17 protein-coding genes are annotated in these 19,930 nt (G+C 61.6%); 7 read left to right on the forward strand and 10 right to left on the reverse strand.

Features of this window, described 5'->3' with window-relative positions; genetic code table 11:
- Nucleotides 1–187: 187 nt before the first annotated feature.
- Together rnhA and CNX70_RS17405 are read right to left on the reverse strand one after the other, a co-directional pair.
- Nucleotides 188–625: a ribonuclease HI gene (rnhA, locus tag CNX70_RS17400; RefSeq protein WP_096235740.1), complete on the reverse strand. Its 438-nt coding sequence runs from the start codon at nt 623–625 to the stop codon at nt 188–190.
- Complete coding sequence (locus tag CNX70_RS17405; RefSeq protein ID WP_096235741.1) at nt 618–1,394, reverse strand: class I SAM-dependent methyltransferase; 777 nt, start codon at nt 1,392–1,394, stop codon at nt 618–620. Before CNX70_RS17405 ends, rnhA begins: the two co-directional genes overlap by 8 nt.
- A 19-nt stretch (nt 1,395–1,413) precedes the next feature.
- Here CNX70_RS17405 and gloB point away from each other — a divergent pair, with 19 nt between their 5' ends.
- Complete coding sequence (gloB, locus tag CNX70_RS17410; RefSeq protein ID WP_096235742.1) at nt 1,414–2,223, forward strand: hydroxyacylglutathione hydrolase; 810 nt, start codon at nt 1,414–1,416, stop codon at nt 2,221–2,223.
- Between the two features lie 79 nt (nt 2,224–2,302).
- Here the strand turns inward: gloB and aceB are convergent, their stop codons facing one another.
- Nucleotides 2,303–3,901: a malate synthase A gene (aceB, locus tag CNX70_RS17415; RefSeq protein ID WP_096235743.1), complete on the reverse strand. Its 1,599-nt coding sequence runs from the start codon at nt 3,899–3,901 to the stop codon at nt 2,303–2,305.
- 216 nt (nt 3,902–4,117) lie between these two features.
- Between aceB and CNX70_RS17420 the strand changes: the two genes are divergently transcribed.
- Nucleotides 4,118–5,029: a LysR family transcriptional regulator gene (locus CNX70_RS17420; RefSeq protein ID WP_096235744.1), complete on the forward strand. Its 912-nt coding sequence runs from the start codon at nt 4,118–4,120 to the stop codon at nt 5,027–5,029.
- 252 nt (nt 5,030–5,281) lie between these two features.
- Here the strand turns inward: CNX70_RS17420 and CNX70_RS17425 are convergent, their stop codons facing one another.
- From CNX70_RS17425 to CNX70_RS17440, 4 genes are all read right to left on the reverse strand, one after another.
- On the reverse strand, nt 5,282–5,485 hold the full coding sequence (locus tag CNX70_RS17425; RefSeq protein ID WP_010398811.1) for a cold-shock protein: 204 nt from the start codon (nt 5,483–5,485) through the stop codon (nt 5,282–5,284).
- Between the two features lie 298 nt (nt 5,486–5,783).
- Nucleotides 5,784–6,146: an Hpt domain-containing protein gene (locus tag CNX70_RS17430; protein WP_096235745.1), complete on the reverse strand. Its 363-nt coding sequence runs from the start codon at nt 6,144–6,146 to the stop codon at nt 5,784–5,786.
- Nucleotides 6,147–6,166: 20 nt separating this feature from the next.
- Nucleotides 6,167–6,817, reverse strand: a complete 651-nt coding sequence (upp, locus tag CNX70_RS17435) for a uracil phosphoribosyltransferase (protein ID WP_096235746.1) — start codon at nt 6,815–6,817, stop codon at nt 6,167–6,169.
- Between the two features lie 145 nt (nt 6,818–6,962).
- Nucleotides 6,963–8,645, reverse strand: coding sequence for an isovaleryl-CoA dehydrogenase (locus CNX70_RS17440; protein ID WP_096235747.1), 1,683 nt, complete (start codon nt 8,643–8,645; stop codon nt 6,963–6,965).
- A gap of 395 nt (nt 8,646–9,040) precedes the next feature.
- Between CNX70_RS17440 and CNX70_RS17445 the strand changes: the two genes are divergently transcribed.
- Both CNX70_RS17445 and CNX70_RS17450 read left to right on the forward strand, forming a co-directional pair.
- On the forward strand, nt 9,041–10,780 hold the full coding sequence (locus CNX70_RS17445; RefSeq protein WP_096238521.1) for a putative bifunctional diguanylate cyclase/phosphodiesterase: 1,740 nt from the start codon (nt 9,041–9,043) through the stop codon (nt 10,778–10,780).
- Complete coding sequence (locus CNX70_RS17450; RefSeq protein WP_096235748.1) at nt 10,777–12,273, forward strand: HDOD domain-containing protein; 1,497 nt, start codon at nt 10,777–10,779, stop codon at nt 12,271–12,273. The genes CNX70_RS17445 and CNX70_RS17450 overlap by 4 nt, the downstream gene beginning before the upstream one ends.
- 209 nt (nt 12,274–12,482) lie before the next feature.
- Here CNX70_RS17450 and aroC read toward each other — a convergent pair whose 3' ends face one another.
- The gene (aroC, locus tag CNX70_RS17455) at nt 12,483–13,577 is read right to left on the reverse strand and encodes a chorismate synthase (protein ID WP_096235749.1); all 1,095 of its coding nucleotides are present in this window, start codon (nt 13,575–13,577) and stop codon (nt 12,483–12,485) included.
- Between the two features lie 415 nt (nt 13,578–13,992).
- Between aroC and CNX70_RS17460 the strand changes: the two genes are divergently transcribed.
- Nucleotides 13,993–16,254, forward strand: a complete 2,262-nt coding sequence (locus tag CNX70_RS17460; RefSeq protein ID WP_096235750.1) for a putative bifunctional diguanylate cyclase/phosphodiesterase — start codon at nt 13,993–13,995, stop codon at nt 16,252–16,254.
- Nucleotides 16,255–16,323: 69 nt separating this feature from the next.
- Here the strand turns inward: CNX70_RS17460 and CNX70_RS17465 are convergent, their stop codons facing one another.
- Both CNX70_RS17465 and CNX70_RS17470 read right to left on the reverse strand, forming a co-directional pair.
- Nucleotides 16,324–16,770 carry a CBS domain-containing protein gene (locus tag CNX70_RS17465; protein ID WP_010398828.1) on the reverse strand — a complete coding sequence of 149 codons (447 nt, stop codon included), beginning with the start codon at nt 16,768–16,770 and terminating at the stop codon, nt 16,324–16,326.
- Nucleotides 16,771–16,898: 128 nt separating this feature from the next.
- The gene (locus CNX70_RS17470; protein ID WP_096235751.1) at nt 16,899–17,522 is read right to left on the reverse strand and encodes a 2OG-Fe(II) oxygenase; all 624 of its coding nucleotides are present in this window, start codon (nt 17,520–17,522) and stop codon (nt 16,899–16,901) included.
- A gap of 281 nt (nt 17,523–17,803) precedes the next feature.
- On the opposite strand from CNX70_RS17470, the gene CNX70_RS17475 reads away from it, so the two are divergent.
- Nucleotides 17,804–19,114 (forward strand): O-acetylhomoserine aminocarboxypropyltransferase, encoded by a 1,311-nt coding sequence (locus CNX70_RS17475; RefSeq protein ID WP_096235752.1) that lies wholly within the window; start codon nt 17,804–17,806, stop codon nt 19,112–19,114.
- 1 nt (nt 19,115) lies between these two features.
- Complete coding sequence (locus tag CNX70_RS17480; protein WP_096235753.1) at nt 19,116–19,928, forward strand: alpha/beta fold hydrolase; 813 nt, start codon at nt 19,116–19,118, stop codon at nt 19,926–19,928.
- Nucleotides 19,929–19,930 lie beyond the last annotated feature (2 nt).

Consider the following 19,930-nt stretch of genomic DNA (forward strand, 5'->3'; position numbering starts at 1 on the left):
AAAAGCAAAAAGCGAAGGGCACAGTATAGCAAACCTGTGTGCTGCAATCGCACCCAGACATGTTCGAACGCCCAACAAAACCGTAGCGAGCGGCAGTGATTTGTGGCCGAGAAGCGCAACCGTACTCTAGTACGGTGAGCATCACAGGCCGCAAAGCGCGACGCGCAGTAGGTTTGGTTGGGCTTTCTTAGGCGCGCACGGTTTCCACGCCCAGGTTGGCCAGCTCATCGGCCCGCTCGTTGCCCGGATGGCCATTGTGGCCGCGCACCCAGCGCCATTCCACTTCATGGACGGCCTGGGCCGTATCGAGCGCCTGCCACAGGTCGACGTTTTTCACGGGTGCCTTGGCCGCCGTTTTCCAGCCGCGTGCCTTCCAGCCGTGGATCCATTCGCTGATGCCCTTTTGCACGTACTGGCTATCGGTATACAACACCACCTGGCACGGGCGTTTGAGCGCCGTCAAGGCTTCGATCACGGCCTTCAATTCCATGCGGTTATTCGTCGTATTGAGTTCCCCGCCGTAAATTTCTTTCTTGGCGCCATCGGACACCATCAGTGCGCCCCAGCCGCCAGTGCCGGGATTGCCCTTGCATGCGCCATCGGCGTAAATCTCAACCTTATCCATCTTGCTGTTCCCGCCTTTTATTCGTGACCGGTGCGCCTGCGGGCGCCGTCGCCGGTTTCTTGGTCCACGCCGGACCGATCAAACGCATCCCTTTGACACGCTTGATCGCCTGCACTATATACACTGCGCCCAGATATGGCCACCAGCGCGCACCGGCCTTGTCCATGAAAGCGTTGCGGCGCAGCCATTTTTCTGTCTTGCAGGCAGGTGCGTAGCAGCCGAAGTGGCTTTGACTGACGCCCATGTTCAGCAATTTTAACCAGTCTTTCATGCGCGGCATAGAGATCAGCTCACCCGCCTGCGGCAGGTAATGGCGTCCCGTGACTCTTCCGATGCCCTGGCGCATGCCCCACAGGCTGGCCGGATTGAAGCCGCAGACGATCACGCGCCCCTCGGGGATCAGCACGCGCTCGACTTCGCGCAAGACCTGGTGCGGCTCGGCGGCAAATTCGAGTACGTGCGGCAATACCACCAGATCCAGGCTCTGCGAATCGAATGGCAGTTCGTCGAAAGCCGACACCAGGGTCAAACGGCTCTCTTGCGGCGGGCGCGACGGCAGGCGCGCATCGAGCAGCCATTTGCTGGGCATGCGGCTGGCCGCCAGCGCGTCAAGTTGGGGCAAGCCGATCTGCACGGCGTTAAATCCGAAGATGTCGACGGTCAAACTGTCAAGGCATTGCTGCTCCCAGGCGCGCACATACAGACCGGCCGGCGTCTGCAGCCAGCCGTCAAGCGCTATAATGGATTTTTCGGATGCCACACTGTCCATTCAGTTTTCTCTTTTGCTCATGACACATTCCCCTGAACACGCTTTATCGGTACTTGCCGTGCCCGCCTTTGCCGACAACTACCTATGGCTGATCCATGATGGCCGCCACGCCGCCGTGGTCGACCCCGGCGATGCCGTGCCCATCCTCGATGCGCTACAAGCCCATCAGTTGACCTTGTGCGCCATTTTACTCACGCACCACCACGCCGACCACACGGGTGGCGTACCTGAATTGTTGCAGCATTTCGCCGTGCCCGTCTTCGGCCCGCGCAATGAGGCTATCACAACCATCACGCAACCGCTTGCCGAAGGCGATGTCGCCTATGTGCCAGAGCTGGGTTTGCAGATGACAGTCATCGACGTGCCCGGCCATACCAAGGGGCATATCGCCTACGTGCGCCAGCGCTCGGAGCAAGGCGATGCACCATGGCTGTTTTCCGGAGATACCCTGTTTGCCGGCGGCTGCGGCCGCCTGTTTGAAGGCACCCCGGGCCAGATGGCCGACTCGCTGGGCAAGCTGGCCGCCCTGCCCGACGATACCGAGGTATTTTGCGCGCATGAGTACACCTTGTCCAATCTGCGCTTCGCCAACGCTGTCGAACCGGGCAACCTTGCCCTGCAGGAACGCATCGCCATCGACACGGAAAAGCGCCAGCAGGGTTTATCCACCGTGCCGTCGACCATAGCCATGGAAAAGGCCACGAATCCCTTCCTGCGCTACCGCGAACCAGCCATCCTGAACAGCCTGAAGGTGGAAGGCAAGCTGGCCAGCGACGCTTCGCCCGTGGAAGCATTTGCCGCACTACGTATGTGGAAAAACAACTTTTAAGCTTCTGTTTCTAAAAAGAAAAATCCCGGCTATACCATCAGGTATCGCCGGGATTTTTTATCAATCTATTTGATCAGGATCAGATTTCTTCGTACAGCGGCAAGGTCAGGAACTCGGCAAACGATTCCGACGTCGACATTTCCTCGAAAATCTGGCCCGCGCGCACATAGGTCGGACCGTTGCCGCCTGGCGCATCGCGCTGCACCTTGGCCAGTTCTTCCGGAATCATGGCGCGTACCATGTCGGCCGTGACCTTGCGGCCGTCTTCCAGCACGCCCTTGCTGGAACGAATCCATTGCCACACTTGCGAGCGGCTGATCTCGGCCGTGGCCGCATCTTCCATCAGGTTATGGATAGGCACGCAACCGTTGCCAGCCAGCCAACTGCCCAGGTAATGGATGCCCACATTGATGTTGTAACGCAAGCCCGCTTCCGTGATCGGCGCTTCCGGCTGGAAGTTCAGCAGATCCGACGCTTTCACATCGATGTCGGGACGCTGTTTCTCGATCTGGTTCGGTTTGTCGCCCAGCACTTTGGTGAACTCGCCCATGGCCAGCTCGACCAGGCCCGGATGGGCAACCCAGCCGCCGTCGTAGCCGTCGGTGGCATCGCGCGCCTTGTCGTTGCGCACGCCGCCCATGGCGATGTCGTTCTTTTCGGGATCGTTCTTGATCGGGATCAAGGCTGCCATGCCGCCGATGGCGGGTGCGCCCCGCTTGTGGCAGGTTTTCAGCAGCAGCAAGGCGTAGGCGCGCATGAATGGCGCCGTCATGGTGACCTTGGCGCGGTCGGCCAGGCAGAAATCCTTGTCCAGCTTGAATTTCTTGATGCACGAGAAGATGTAATCCCAGCGGCCCGCGTTCAAGCCCGAGCTGTGTTCTTTCAGTTCGTACAGGATTTCATCCATTTCAAACGCAGCCAGGATGGTTTCGATCAGCACGGTGGCCTTGATCGTGCCTTGTGGCAAGCCCAGTTCGTTTTGCGTCATGACGAAGATATCGTTCCACAGGCGCGCTTCCAGGTGCGATTCCATCTTCGGCAGGTAGAAATACGGGCCGGCGCCCCGTGCCAGCTGTTCCTTGGCGTTATGGAACATGAACAGGGCGAAATCAAAAATGCCGCCGGAAATGCGCTTGCCGTCGACCAGCACGTGCTTTTCATCAAGGTGCCAGCCACGCGGACGCACGACGAGGGTGGCGATCTTGTCGTTCAGCTTGTACGACTTGCCATTTTGCTCCAGCGAAATCGTCTTGCGCACGGCGTCGAACATATTGATCTGGCCCGTCAGCTGGTTATCCCAGTTCGGCGTGTTCGAATCTTCGAAGTCCGTCATGTAGCTGTCCGCGCCGGAATTGAAGGCGTTGATGACCATCTTGCGCTCGACGGGACCGGTGATTTCCACGCGGCGGCATTCCAGCGCCTTCGGAATCGGCGCGATCTTCCAGTCGCCGTCGCGGATATGCGCGGTTTCTGGCAGGAAATCAGGACGCTCGCCCGCGTCGAGGCGCTTGGCGCGTTCCACGCGCACGGCCAGCAACTCCTGGCGGCGCGGCTCGAATTCACGCGTCAGCTTGGCCACCAGCGCCAGCGCTGCCGGCGTCAAAATCTGTTCGTAGCCGGGCTGGATTTCACCCGTGATTTGCATGCCTTCGGGAAGTGCGATCGTGTTCTGCGTCATGAAGTTCTCCGGTTTTTAATAAATATAAGCAAAGGTAATCTGGTGATCCAAGTATAAGCTGAATGACTGCGCGAACAAGCGGGACAAAGGCGTAAAAACACTCTGCCGGGCGGCGCGTTTGTTCTATAGTATTGCACTATAAGGCATGGAAACGAGATTAAAAATCACTTCATCTATGCGTTTTTATCACAAGTGACGAGATAGCGAGCACAGCATATGGGCCAGTTCAGACAAATATCGACCTTCGTGGAAGTGGTCGCCAAGGGCAGCCTGTCGGCGGCCGCGCGCGCGGAAGGCATCGCCCCGGCCATGATAGGCCGGCGCCTCGATGCGCTGGAGCAGCGCCTGGGCGTCAAATTGCTGCAGCGCACGACGCGCAAGCTGGCCTTGACGAATGAAGGCGCCGCCTTCCTGGAAGATTGCCAGCGCATCCTGGGAGAATTGGAAGAGGCGGAAGCGGCCGTGGCCGAGCGCAGCGTGAAGGCCAGCGGCCATTTGCTCATTTCCGCACCGGCCGGCTTCGGGCGCCAGCACGTGGCGCCATTGATTCCCTCGTTTGTCGCCGAGCACCGCGACGTGACGGTGTCGCTGAACCTGAACGACCGCCTCGTCGACCTGATCGGCGAAGGCATCGACGTGGCCATCCGCATCGCCAGCCTGTCCGATTCCTCTCTGGTGAGTACGAAACTGGCCAACAACCAGCGCGTGCTGGTCGGTTCGCCCGCCTATCTGAAACGGGCGGGCACGCCGCGCATCCCGGCCGACCTGGCGAAACATAATTGCCTGGCGATCAGCAGCGAAGGCAGCCAGCGGGGCTGGACCTTCCGCGAAAACGGCAAGAATGTCATTTTGAAGGTGGCCGGCAATATGGTGTGCAACGATGGCGAAGTGCTGCACGACTGGGCGCTGGCCGGCAAGGGGCTGGCGTGGCGCTCGATGTGGGAGGTGGGTGCGGAAATCGCCTCGGGCCAGCTGGTGACGGTGCTGGACCAGTTTGCCGCGCCGGGCAATGATATTTATGCCGTGTTTGCCCAGCGCCGCCATTTGCCACTGCGCATACGGGCGTTTGTGGATTTTTTGCGGCACTCATATGCCCAGCCCGACTACTGGCGTGAACGGGCCATCTAGATAGCGCCCAAGCCTAGACGTGGGTGCGCAGATCGGCGGTCGGATTAGCGTAGCGTAATCCGACACCAGCCCATACACCTTCCCAACACCACCATTGTCGGCTTACGCGCAAGCGCTAAGCCGACCTAAGCGGCGATGCAAAGCATGGCAAAAGAGCCACTTAATTCACGTAAAACCCATGCCTCACGGAAATTCAGGCGAAAAAAAATCCTCGGAGACCGAGGATTTCTTTATTTCGTTTGATCCAGCGTATTAGATTGGCTGAATGTTCGAAGCTTGCTTGCCTTTAGGGCCAGCGGTCACTTCAAAAGAAACGCGTTGGTTCTCTTGCAGGGACTTGAAGCCGTTCGACTGGATAGCCGAGAAGTGAGCGAACAGATCTTCGCCGCCTTCGTCAGGAGTAATAAAGCCGAAGCCCTTCGAATCATTGAACCATTTTACGATGCCAGTTGCCATTACAATTTCCTATTTCAGTTAAGTTGGGCTTGCGCCCGTTATATCGTTTGAAGCAAGAAAGAAATGACAGACAAACTGCACTACTACCTCGAATCCAACGATGCCCAATTATACCAACAAAACTGAGAAAAACCATTCTTTCGCAAAATAAACTTGCGAACACTACTTTAATAGCCAAATCCCCGTCTTGCGGCGCCCTGTACCAGCGGCATGGAGACACTATATCCTAATCTGCGACGCCGATGCTTTGCGTTGCATCAAATGAATCATTGCAACCACATCTCTAGGGCGCTGTCATTTACACGCTGAAATGGGTGGCGCCCGCATCGCGCGCGGCCCAGTGCAGCAGCACCTCCACTTGCGCCCGCATGGCGGGCCATTCCGCCACTGCCTGCGCAGGCGTGTTGAGCATGGCGCGCACCTGCTGTTCGATGCGCCGGCATTCCTGGCCCAGCGCAGCGAAACCGAAGGTGGCAGCCGAGCCGGCGACCGCGTGCAGCGCGCGGTGCAGTTCCGTCAACGGCTCCAGGCGGGGGCCTTCGCTGTCGCAGCGGCCGCTGGCCTGCGTGATCGCCTGCATCAGGGCCGGCACGCCAGCCGCATATTTTTCGTTCAGGGCGCGCAAACGCGCGCGAAAATCCGGGTCGATCAAGGTTGCCATCGTAATACTCGCGGATTGGCTTACTTGGTGCCGAAGATGCGGTCGCCGGCGTCGCCCAGGCCCGGCACGATGTAAGCGTGGTCATCCAAGTGCGAATCGAGCGAGGCGCAGTACATCTTGACCTTTGGATGCGCGTTCTGGAACACGGTCACGCCTTCCGGCGCGGCGACCAGCGCCAGGAAGATGATCTGCTCGTCCGTTACGCCCCGTTTCTTCAGCACGTCGACGGCGTACACGGCCGAATTGCCGGTCGCTACCATCGGGTCGCACAAGATGAAGGTGCGCTCGCTCAAGTCCGGCAGGCGCACCAGGTATTCCACCGGCATGTGAGTGGTGGGATCGCGGTACACGCCGATGTGGCCCACGCGGGCCGATGGCACCAGGTTCAGCAAGCCATCGCTCATGCCGATGCCGGCGCGCAGGATGGGCACGATGGCCAGTTTCTTGCCAGCAATGACGGGCGCGTCGATAGTCACCAGCGGGGTCTTGATTTCGCGCGTGGTCAGCGGCAGGTCGCGCGTGATTTCATAGCCCATCAACAAGGTGATTTCCTTGAGCAATTCACGGAAGGTGCGTGTCGACGTGTCGTGCTCACGCATGTGGCTCAGTTTGTGCTGGATCAAAGGGTGATCGGTAATGAACAAATTCGGGAAGCGTGGATCTTGTTTCATATTGTTGTTCTTTCTCTGCTCTCTGGCGCGGCGGCAAGCATGGCCGCAAGCGCGCTGTGTGTCGATAAAATGAAGGATTGCCGCATTATCCCAGCCCACAGCCCGCCTGTGGCTGGAATTTTCGAAATAATCGGATTTGTCGGGGTCAATACTCGCGCAGTGCGCGCGCCAGGATGGCCGCGCAATCGGTGCCCGCCGGCAAGCGGCCATACGCGCCGCCCGGCGCTTGCACCAGCCGCGACTGCAGGAAGGCCTGCGCAACAAAGGGCGGCGCATGGCGCAGCAGCAAGGCGGCCTGCACGGCCAGCACGATGCGTTCAGATAATTGCCTGGCGCCAAATTCATCCGTTTGCGGCCCGTCCAGGTCGACCAGCAGGCGCGTGCGGTACCCGGCAAAGGCGGCATCGGCATCGCCGGCCAGCGCCAGCTCGGCCGCCAGGGCGTCGCGCGCGGCCGGCGACTTGCCGAAGGCGCGCAAGACGTCGAGGCACATGACGTTGCCCGAACCTTCCCAGATCGAGTTGACAGGCAGCTCGCGATATAAACGCGCCAGCGGCGCCTCTTCCACATAGCCGGTACCGCCCAGCACTTCCATGGCTTCCGCGCCGAAGCCGGGACCGCGCTTGCAAATCCAGTACTTGCCGGCCGGCGTGAGCACGCGCGCCAGCATCGCTTGCCCTGCATCATCCTTTTCATCGAAACAACGGGCCAGGCGCAGGGCAAAGGCCGTGGCGGCTTCCGATTCGAGCGCCAGGTCGGCCAGCACGTTTTGCATCAATGGCTGCCGGGACAGCGGCTTGCCGAACACGAGCCGCTGGCGCGCATGGTGCAGCGCCTGCGTCAGGGCGGCGCGCATGATGCCGGTGCTGCCCAGCACGCAATCGAGGCGCGTGTGGCTGGCCATTTCCAGAATGGTGGGAATGCCCCGTCCCGGCTGCCCCACGAGCCAGCCGTAGGCATTGGTAAATTCCACTTCCGACGAGGCATTCGAGCGGTTGCCCAGCTTATCCTTCAGGCGCTGCACGCGGATGGCATTGCGGCTGCCGTCGGGCAGATAGCGCGGCAAAAAGAAACAGGACAATCCCCCCTCTTCCGCCTGCGCCAGGATCAGATGGGCGTCGCACTGCGGCGCTGAAAAAAACCATTTGTGGCCGACGATGCGCCAGGCGCCGCCAGCCTCGTCGCCGAACAAGGCCCGCGCCTCGTCCCGCGGCACGGGCACGGCGCGCGTAGTGTTGCTGCGCACGTCCGAGCCGCCCTGCTTTTCCGTCATGCCCATGCCGACCAGGGCACCGCGCTTCTGTTCCACGGGCAAGGAGCGGGGATCGTAGTCGCGCGAGAGGATTTTCGGTAGCCAGCGCGCAGCGATGTGCGGCAGATCAAGCGCCTGGCGCAAGGCCGGCACCGAGGCATACGTCATCGTAACGGGACACTGCGTGCCGTTTTCTACCTGCCCCACTAATAGATAGGCGGCCGCGCGCGCCACCTGGGCGCCAGGACCGGGCGACACCCACGGCGCAGCGTGCACGCCGGCGCCCACGAGGATGGCCATCAGCTCATGCCAGGCCGGATGGAACAGCACTTCGTCGATGCGGCGCCCGGCCCGGTCAAACTGCTGCAGCTCGGGCGTGTGGATATTGGCCAGGCGCGCCAGCGCATACGTCTCGGCGCGGCCCAGCCTTTCACCCAGCGCGTCGAGCGCCTGCTGCGCCGCGCCGCCACCCTCGCGCAGCAGCGCTTCGATCAGCGCCGGGTCACAGGCGAACAGATTGACGTTTTCAAACGGCGTGGCCTGGTTGAAAACTTCATGCGTGTCAAAAGCATTCATGGGAGTCTCCCGCGATTTGTTATCATGGCACCCTTGCTGTCGCTGGCGCAGCGTCAACACCGTCTGCCAGCCAGACTAGCGTAAAGCGCATGGCGGGGCAAGCGCGCCAGTGGAAGCCTGTACAGATAAATGTTTCCATATGAAACAAAAATGCCGGTGCGTGTCGCGCAGCATGTTTTTTTCATGGAAGGCAGGAATATTTACAAAACCTGAAGCAATGTTGCTCTATTTCATGTAATCGAATGCTTTTCAATGATACATTTCGTGTGGATCGCATTCCGATAGTTGCCCTCCGGCCCGCTATGGCGCGCGTCACGCACGATGCACTCTTTCCGTTGGCGCCCTGCCCTGCAGCGTGCGCCGGCACTGATCACAAAAAGGTAAAAGCCCGCACGATGTTTTCCAGTACCCCATCCGCCGCCCACCGCGAGGCACGCCACGAGTTGGACAACCTCATGGAAGAGGCAGGCGACGTCGTGTTCCGGCTCGATACGGACGGCCTGATCCTGTTCGCCAGCAAGCGCGCAGCCACCCTGTTCGGCGCGCCCTCGGGCCTGTCCGGCCACTTGCTGCTGCCACTGGCCGCCGAAGCATCGCGCGCGGCGCTGCAGGCAGCGCTGGAAGATTCCCTGGAAGAACCGGGCCGCCTGGAAGTGCGCCTGCAAACGCCGGACCAGGAACTCTGGTTCGAGCTGCGCCTGTCTTCCTATATGAACGCAGCCGGCGTGACCGAATTGCTGGTGGTCGGGCGCGACACCTCGGCCCAGCACAACAAGGAAGAACGCTTGCGCCACATGGCCACGCACGACGCGCTGACCGGGCTGCCGAACCGCCTGTTGCTGTCGGACCGCATCCGCATGGTGATCGCCCAGGCGTCCCGTTCGGGCCAAGGGTTTTCGGTCGCCACCATCGGCCTCGATGGCTTTAAAAAGGTCAACGATGGCCTGGGCCACCCCGTCGGCGACGCCGTGCTGCGCCTGGCCGCCGCGCGCCTGCGCAAGACCCTGCGCGACAGCGACACCCTGGCGCGCGTGGGCGGCGATGAATTCGTCGCCGTGCTGCCGGGCAGCGCCACCGATGCGCAAATCAAGCTGGTGACGGGCCGCCTGCTGGCCACCCTGCAGGCACCGTTCGAAGTCGATGGCCATACGATTTACGTGGGGGCGTCCGTCGGCGTATCGATCTATCCGCTGCACGCGGAAGATGAAGTGCGCCTGGTGGCGCTGGCCGATGCGGCCATGTCGCGCGCCAAGGAAACGGGCAAGGCCCGCTGCCTGGTCTACAGCCCGCGTCTGAATGGCCCGTCGGAACACGATATTTCGCTGGAAGCGGCCATGTTTCACGCCGTGCGCGAAGGCGAATTTCTGCTCTTTTACCAGCCCATCGTCGACGCGCACACGCGGCAGATCCAGGGTTTCGAAACCCTGATGCGCTGGAAGCATCCGACCCTGGGCCTGGTGCCGCCCGTGCGCTTCATCCCGATTGCCGAAGCCAATGGCCTGATCAATCTGCTGGGCGCCTGGGCGCTGAAGGCGGCCTGCGTGCAGCTCAAGCAGTTCCAGGAAGTGGCCAAGCGGCCGCTGTACATCTCCGTCAACATCAGCCCGCGCCAGTTCCGCAACGACAAATTCCTCGACGTGCTCGATGACGCCATCGCCTTTTCGGGACTCTCGGGCGAACACCTGGTGCTGGAAATTACGGAAGGCACCCTGATGATCGACCCCGTGCATGCAGAAACCATCCTCGTCAAGATGACGGAGCGCCGCGCGCGCATCGCCATCGACGACTTCGGCACCGGCTATTCCTCGCTCGCGTATCTGAAGCGCTTCCCCATTTCCGTACTGAAGATCGACCGTACCTTCATCAAGGACTTGCCCGAATCGAGCAAGGACGCGGCCATCTGCAATACCATTCTCGACCTGGCCAAGCATTTGAATTTGTCCGTGGTGGCCGAAGGCGTGGAAACGGAGGAGCAGATGCACTTCATGGAGTCGCGCGGCTGCCAGTATGTGCAAGGCTATTTGACGGGCAAACCGATGCCGGCCCATGCCGCGCTATCGGCCTTGAGCGAAAAAACCTATGCGGCGCTGGTGCCCACGCCGTCTGCCAATGAACAGCGCGGAGGGGTGCAATGAATCCAGGTCATTTCACGGTGCCGACACAGCTCGGCAAAAACACCCTGGATCTGCTGTGGGCGCGCACGCGCCAGCAGGGCGACATGCCCGGCTTCGCGAAAGCCATCAGCGCCATCCTGGGCGCCATGCGCGGCGAGGATGACCACGAATTCGACATCACGCAAACGGTGCTGTCCGACCCTGTCCTCACGCACAAGGTACTGCGCCTGGCCAACAGCGGCATGTACTCGGCCTTCGGCCAGCGGGTCAACACGGTCTCGAAGGCCGTGCTGGTGCTGGGCATCGACGCCATCGGCCACCTGGCGCTGGGACTCAAACTGATCGAGGAGCTGTCGCAAGCCTCGCCCGACTCCGTCAGTGCCCACGTGGAAATGGAAAAGGCCGTGCTGGCCGGGATGGTGGCGCAGCAAGTGGCCACCAGCGCCGGCAGCCTGCAGGCGGAGCAAGCCGTCGTCTGCTCCATGCTGCACACCCTGGGCCGCATGATGGTGACGTTCTACATGACGGACTTCTGGGCGCGCATGCAGGCGCATGCGGGTCCTGGCAACGAGGCGGCAGCCGCAGGCGAAATCCTCGGCCTGTCGCTGCCGGAAGTGGGCTATGCCACTGCCGCCCACTGGGGCTTGCCGCAGCACCTGATCAACGGCATGCGTCCGATGGAGCCGTCGCCCGACAACGCGCCCGTCAGCGGCGCCGACTGGATGGCAGGCCTGTCGACCATGGCGGCGCGCTGCGCCGACTCGCTGTGGCATGACGATGCGGCCGGCGCGGCGCAGGTGCACGCGCTGATCGACGACTATGCGGGCACCCTGGGCATCGCTGCCACGGACCTGGTGGTAGCGGTGGACAAGGCGAAGATGATGGCGGCGGCCGACCTGTCGATCGCACCCCTGTCGAAACCGGCCGAACGGCGCGCACGCCAGCTGGCCTCGACGCGCATGCGCGCCGAGGGCAACCGCGTTCTGATCGGCGGCCTGGCCGACCTGCGCGGCGCCATCGGCAGCGCCAGCCCGGGACAGATGGTCTCGATGGCGCTCGAAACACTGCACCAGGGCTTTGATTTTTCGCGCTCGGTGGCATTCGTGCGTAACCACCGGGATCATTTGTACTCGGCGCGCATCAGCATGGGCGAAGGCATGGCAGACCTGCAGGACCTGATGGTATTTGGCGACGCGTATGAGCCGAACGTCTTCCACGCCGCCCTCAATAGCGACCGCGTGATCTTCATCGACAATGCGCGCGACCCGAAATTTGCCGCCAAGCTGCCGCAATGGTGGAAAGCCACCCTGTCGGAGGCGCGCAGCTTCGTCGTGCTGCCCCTGTCGGCCAACGGCCACCCCACGGGCTTCCTGTACGGCGACTGGGACGACAGCTTCCCGCCGATTCAATTGAATCAGACGGAATTCAACCTGATCAACGATATCCGGGCGTTACTGGTGCAGTCGGTGGAGATGCGCCATCAACTGGAATTGGTGGCGAATAAAGTTGCATGAGAACACCTGACCAAACCTACTGCGCGTCGGTATAGGCGGCCTGCGATGCTCACCGTACTAGAGTACGGTTGCGCTTCTTAGCCACCTCTCCCTTCCGCTCGCTACGGTTTGGTCAGGTGTCGCAAGCGTCGTTGTTAAACGAGAAAACGACCTTCATGGATCGTAGGTCGGATTAGGGCCGCAGGCCCGTAATCCGACAACATTTCAATTTACTTCAACTTCGGCGTACTCACGCTGACGTCGCCGCATTGCGCGCGGTGCATCAGGGCGTGATCGATCAATACCAGCGCCAGCATCGCTTCGGCGATCGGCGTGGCACGGATGCCCACGCAGGGGTCGTGGCGGCCGAAGGTTTCCACCATCACGGGATTGCCTTCTTTATCGATCGAGCGGCGCGGCGTGCGGATCGACGACGTTGGCTTGATGGCGATCGAGACTTTGACATCCTGGCCGGTCGAGATACCACCGAGTACGCCACCGGCGTTATTGCCGATAAAGCCTTCCGGCGTCAGTTCGTCGCCGTGCTCGGAGCCCTTTTGCGCCACCGAATCGAAACCGGCGCCGATTTCCACGCCCTTGACGGCATTGATGCCCATCATGGCATAGGCGATGTCGGCGTCGAGCTTGTCGTAGATGGGCTGGCCCAGTCCCACCGGCACGTTTTGCGCGATCACGTCGATGCGCGCGCCGATGGAATCGCCATCGCGGCGCAATTGATCCATCGCCTCTTCCATGCGCGCGATCAGGTCCGCGTCGCAGCTGGCGGCAAAAAACGGGTTCGCATGCACGTGTTCCCAGGACTGGAACGGCACGGGAATGTCGCCCAGCTGGCTCATGCAGCCCTTGAAGGTGGTGCCGTACTGCTGCAGCAACCATTTCTTGGCAATCGCCGCCGCACCCACGACAGGCGCCGTCAGGCGCGCCGAAGAACGCCCGCCGCCGCGCGGATCGCGCACGCCGTATTTATGCCAGTAGGTGTAGTCGGCATGGCCGGGGCGGAAGCTTTCCGCGATATTGCCGTAATCCTTGCTGCGCTGGTCTTCATTGCGGATCAGCAGCGCGATGGGCGTGCCCGTCGTCACGCCCTGGTACACGCCGGAAAGAATTTCCACCGTATCCGACTCCTGGCGCTGCGTCACGTGGCGCGAGGTGCCCGGCTTGCGGCGGTCCAGCTCGGGCTGGATATCGGCTTCCGACAGGATCAATCCTGGCGGACAGCCATCGATCACGCAGCCGATGGCCGGGCCATGCGATTCGCCGAAAGTGGTAACAGTAAACAGTTTGCCAAAAGAATTGCCGGACATAGTAGGAAGTGTGAAAGACTGGAAAACTCAATTCTACCAGCCTGCGGGGCAGGCCATGCCGCTAATGCCGCAGCAAGGCCCGATATTCCCGCCCGTCATCACCATTTTTAAATCCCGTGTTTTTTTTCATACAAAAACATCGAATATGAGTTGCAATCATGCAATACAATAAATATTGCTCTACGGAATAGGCTTAAAAAAACATTTTGCTTATTAAATAGCTATATACTTGGATCAAAGTGCGCCACACAAAGCAGGTTCAAGGCTGCGCCGAGAGCACGTCACAAATGCCCAGGGCTAGGCGTCGTTGCCGAAGACAGTACGCAAGTACAAGTACGGTAAGGGCAACGCAACAACGCCATGGGCTTTTGCGACGCGCTCGTATAAACATCGAGTCATCCTGGAGAAGCTATACATGCCCGCACCGATCATCCCCCTTGACAGCAACAAGGACGATCACGACGACCTGGTATTCCTCGATGAGCAACCAGTGCCACCGCTGGCCATCGCACCGCGCAGCGTCTGGCGGGTAATGATCATTGACGACGATGAAGACGTCCACTCCACCACCACTTTCGCCCTGGGCAACCTGGAAATGCAGCACCGCCCGCTGGAATTCGTGCATGCGTATTCGGCCGGCCAGGCGCGCGAACTGCTCAAGCATGAAGACGACATCGCCGTCATCCTGCTCGACGTGGTGATGGAACAGGATGACGCGGGCCTGCACCTGGTGCGCTACATCCGCGAAACACTGAAAATGACGGATGTGCGCATCATCCTGCGCACGGGCCAGCCCGGCTATGCGCCGGAAATCGACGCCATCCGCGACTACGATATCAACGACTACAAGACCAAGTCCGAGCTGACGCGCATCAAGCTGTTTACCACGGTGACGGCGGCCATCCGCTCGTACGAGCAGATACGTTCGATCAGCAACAGCCGGCGCGGCCTGGACCAGATCGTCCACGCCAGCACGCAACTGATGGCGCTGCACGGCGTGCAAAACTTCTCGGCCGGCGTGCTGGCGCAGATCGCCGACCTGCTGGGCATCCGCGCCGATGGCCTGCTGTGCGTGCAAGAGATGCTGGACAATGGCGGCAAGGAGCTGCTCGTCTCGGCCTGCACGGGCAGCTTTTCCGGCTTGCCGCACAGCGCCCTGTGCGGCCTGCAAAACCCCCGCGTGATGGCAGCCATCGAGCACACGCTGGCGCAGCGGCGCAATGTGTATGCGCACGACTACGCCACCCTGTACTTCGCGGGCAAGGCCAGTCGCGATGCGGCCGCCTACCTGGTCCTGCCGCGGCCCCTCTCGGCCATCGATGAAAGCCTGCTGGAAGTGTTTTGCAGCAACGTCGCCGTGGGCCTGGACAATGTCGAACTGGTATCGCACCTGCACAACGCCGCCTTCTACGACCAGTTGTCGAAGCTGCCGAACCGCACGCGCCTGGTGGAAATCCTCGACGCCGCCCTGGCCGGCCCCGCACGCGACGACGCCACCCTGGCGCTGGTCGACCTCGACCACTTTGCCGAAACCAACGACGCGCTGGGGCACCAGTTCGGCGACAGCCTGCTGATCGCCGTGGCGGGCCGATTGCAAACCCAGCTGGGTCCCCAGCTGACGGTGGCGCGCCTGGGCGGCGACATCTTTTGCGTGCTGGGCGACTCGTCGCAAGTCAACCCGGCCAAGATCCTGGCCCTGTTCCAGGCGCCGTTCTGCATCGACGGGCAAGATGTGCAGCTGTCGGCCACCCTGGGCCTGGTACGGCTGGGCGAACATGCTGGTACGGGTGCCGATGCGCTGAAGGATGCCGATATCGCCCTGAAACGGGCAAAAAGCCAGCAGCGCGCCGGGCACTTCTATTTTTCGCGCAGCATGGGCATCGAAATCCGCGAAAGAGTCCGCATGATGCACGCGCTGCGCACGGCCTTCAGCCAGGACCAGCTGTTTGTCGTGTATCAGCCGCAGATCGACCTGACCACGCGCCGCCCCGTGGGCGCCGAAGCGCTGCTGCGCTGGCAGACGCCGGACGGCAAGTTCATCTCGCCCGACCGTTTCATCCCGATCGCCGAATATTCGGGCATCATCATCGATCTGGGCGAATGGGTGCTGCGCACGGCGTGCCGCGAACTGGTGTTGCTGCGCGAACAGGGGCACCGCAACTTCGTCATGTCCGTCAACGTGTCGCAAGTGCAGTTCCGCCATCCACTCTTCCTGGAGATGCTGCGCGTAGCGCTGGAAGAAACGCAGGCGCCACCCGAGTTCATCGAGCTGGAAATCACGGAATCGATGGCCATGGAAGAGCCGGACCTGCTGATCAAGATGCTGTGGCAGATCAAGCAGACGGGCGTCAGCATCGCCATCGACGACTTCGGCACGGGTTTTTCGTCGCTGTCGTACCTGCAGCGGCTGCAAGTCGACCGCCTGAAAATCGACCGCGCGTTTGTGACGGAAATCACGGGTTCCGCGCGCGGCAGCAGCATCGCCGAAATGGTCATTCAGTTGGGCCGCAACCTGGGTCTGGCCGTGATCGCCGAAGGCGTGGAAGACGAGCGGCAAGCACAAATCTTGCAGGCGCTGGGCTGCCCCATGGCGCAGGGCTTCCTGTTCGCCCGCCCGATGACGGCCACGGCGCTGAGCACCTGGCTGAACAACGAGGCACTACAGGGCGCGGCGTAGACGCCTGCCCTGCATTGACCATGCAAAACGCCGGCAGTGCCGGCGTTTTCTTTACTGCATGAACTAAGCTTAGTCGGTGGTTTCGGCCGGCCAATCGCGAATATACGCTTTCAGCATCTGGTTTTCAAAGCTTTGCGCCTCAAGCACGGCGCGTGCCACGTCGTAGAAGGAGATGACGCCCAACAAGGTCTTGGCGTTCATGACGGGCAGGTAGCGCGCGTGCTTTTCCAGCATGATGCGGCGCACTTCGTTCACTTCCGTGTCGGGCGTGACGGTGATCGGATGGTCATCCATGTGCTTGCGCACCGTGCCGCCGCCGATCTGGCCCGCGTTCTCGTGCAGCGCGTTGAGCACTTCGCGGAAGGTCAGCATGCCGACCAGGTCGCCAAATTCCATGACCACCAGCGAACCGATGTCTTTTTCAGCCATGGTATTGGCCGCGTCAAGCAGGGGCTGGTCAGGCGTGACCGTGTAGAGGATGTTGCCCTTGACTTGGAGAATTTCAGATACTTTCATATTGGCCGTCCTGTCCGCGTGATTGGTATTTTAGTTATTCTAGCCCTTACTGCGACTGTAGCCTATGCCTGCGGAAAAATCCAGCCTTGCGCGCAATCAAATCGAGGGGGATTGCGCGCAACTTTCCATTACGCTCTACGGCGAAACCAGCCGGCGATAGAAAGACGCTGGCGCGCCGTCGGCAGCACCTCGTGCAGCATCTCGCCCGACAGGAACATGGCCATGCGCCCTGCTTCGGGCGCGATATCCACGCTGGGGCCGCCATCGGGGTGCAAACGCAGCGCGCCGCCATGTTCGGGCAGCCAGTCGTCGTTCAGGTACAGCACGACGGACACGGTGCGCTTGTCATCGTCGCGGAAACGGTCCAGATGGGCCCGGTAAAAGGCGCCCGGTGCATACAGGGCGAAATGGCTTTCGTACTCTTCCAGCCCCAGGAACAGCTCGCGATTGAGGGTCTGGCGCAACGCTTCCATATGCTTCAGATAGCGATCGCAGGCGCTTGAGCGGCCCGCTTCCAGCCATGCGATATGGTCGCCGCGGATAGCCGGCTGCAGCAGCGGCGCATGGCCGCTGCCCACGCCGGCGCCCTTCATCTTGCCGCTGAGCATGGATTGCACGCATTCGGCGGCCAGCTGGCGGCTGAGTTCAGGGGAAATGAATTGCTCTTGCATGAGCCAGCCTGCGCGGCACAGGCCGTCAACGATAGACGGTCCGGGCGCGGCAAGGGCGCCGTCGAACGATATTGCGGGCATAGAATTTTTCCTGGTGGACATGCATGTGAGTGCGCCTGAAGCCCAGGATTTCGTTCGTTTGCAGCTGCTTCCTGGCGGTGCGGCGCACGCGCGAAGGTCGAACAGCCCGAATATCACTGACCCGGCATCCTACCACCGCCACGTGGAACCGGTCACTTTTTTCGACTTCAAGTGACACGCGCGGCGCGGCAGCACGGCGCCATGCGCCATGCACAGGAGCCCTTTTACTCAACCGCAAATCAGGTTACGATCTTGCCACTATAAAACTTGGCGGAGACACCATGAGCGGCCCGAAATACCCCGGTTTCGATACTTTATCCCTGCATGCGGGCGCGGCGCCCGACCCGGCCACGGGCGCGCGCGCCACGCCCATCCATTTCACGTCCTCGTTTGCCTTCAAGAGTTCGGAGCATGCGGCCTCGCTGTTCAACATGGAGCGGGCCGGCCACGTGTACTCGCGCATTTCGAATCCCACCAACGCCGTGCTGGAAGAGCGCATCGCCGCGCTCGAAGGTGGCGTGGCCGGCATCGCCACGGCCAGCGGCCAGGCCGCCATGCACCTTGGTTTATGTACCATCGCCGGCGCCGGCTCGCACATCGTTGCCTCGCGCGCCCTGTACGGCGGCTCGCACAACCTGCTGGCCTATACATTAAAACGCTTCGGTATCGAGACGACGTTTGTCGACCCGCGCGACGTGGACGCCTGGCGCGCCGCCATCCGTCCGAATACGAAAGTACTGTTCGGCGAAACGCTGGGCAATCCCGGCCTCGACGTGCTCGACATCCCCCAGATTGCCGCGCTGGCGCACGAACACCAGCTGCCGCTGATGCTCGACTCGACCTTTACCACGCCGTATTTGCTGCGCCCCTTCGAGCATGGCGCCGACCTGGTATTCCACTCGGCCACCAAGTTCTTATGCGGGCACGGCACGGCCATCGGCGGCTTGCTGGTCGATGGCGGCACCTTCGACTGGCAAGCCGCCTACGACAAGACGGGCCGTTTCGCCGAACTGTGCGAACCGTATGACGGCTTTCACGGCATGGTCTTCGCCGAGGAATCGACGGTGGCGCCGTTCGCCCTGCGCGCACGGCGCGAAGGCTTGCGCGATTTCGGCGCCGTCATGAGCCCGCACAATGCCTTCGCCATCCTGCAGGGCATCGAAACCCTGGGATTGCGCATGGACCGCCACGTGGCCAATACGCGCAAGGTGATCGACTTCCTGCTGGCCAATCCGGCCGTGGATGCCGTGTCCTACCCCGAACTGCCGTCGCACCCCGACTACGCACTGGCAAAAACCCTGCTGCCGAAAGGCGCGGGCGGCGTCTTCACCTTCCGCCTGCGCGGCGACCGCGCGGCCGGCCAGCGCTTTGTCGACAGCCTGAAAATCTTCTCGCACCTGGCAAACGTGGGCGACGCCAAGTCGCTCGTCATTCACCCCGCCTCCACCACGCATTTCCGCGTGCCGGACGATCAGCTGGCGCAGTCCGGCATCACGCAAGGCACCATGCGTTTGTCGGTGGGCCTGGAAGACGCGGACGACTTGATCGAAGACCTGGCCCGTAGCCTGAAACTCTCGCAGAAAGGCGCCTGAGATGCTGCTCACCATCGAGAACACCGCGGCCTACTGCTATACGGGTGGCAAAGCATTCAACCCGAGCCAGCCCACGGCCGTCTTCATCCACGGCGCGCAGAACGACCATTCCGTGTGGGCCCTGCAAACGCGCTATTTCGCCCACCACGGCTGGAACGTGCTGGCCGTCGACTTGCCGGGCCACGGGCGCAGCCTGGGTACGGCAAAGGATAATGTCGCAGAGCTGGCGCGCTGGATACTCGCCGTGCTGGACGCCGCTGGCGCGGCCAGGGCCATGCTGATCGGCCACAGCATGGGCTCATTGATCGCGCTGGAAGCGGCGTACCTGGCGCCGGAGCGTGTCAGCCACCTGGCCATGCTCGGTTCCACCTACCCGATGAAGGTCTCGCCGGCGCTGCTGGAAACGGCGCTCCAGGACGAACAGGCGGCCATCGACATGGTCAATATCTGGTCGCACTCGTCGATCGCGCAAAAGCCCTCGTTTCCCGGCCCCGGCTTCTATGCCATGGGCGGCGCGCGGCGCCTGAAACAGCGCATCGCCGCCCTCAATCCCGCTCACGTGTTTCACACGGATTTTTTCGCCTGCAACGCCTACGCGAACGGCGAAATCGCCGCCGCTTCGGTACACTGCCCCACTGTATTCATTTTCGGCGCGCGCGACATGATGACGCCGCCCAAGTCGACCAGGCTGCTGACAGCGGCCATCGCGCATGGCACCGTGGTGCAGGTCGACAGCGGACATGAATTGATGGCCGAGCAACCGGACGCCGTGCTCGACGCGCTGTTTGCGTTTGCGCAAACAGCAGCGGCATAAGC

The organism is Janthinobacterium svalbardense, from assembly GCF_002327145.1.
GTDB classification, from domain to species: domain Bacteria; phylum Pseudomonadota; class Gammaproteobacteria; order Burkholderiales; family Burkholderiaceae_D; genus Janthinobacterium; species Janthinobacterium tructae.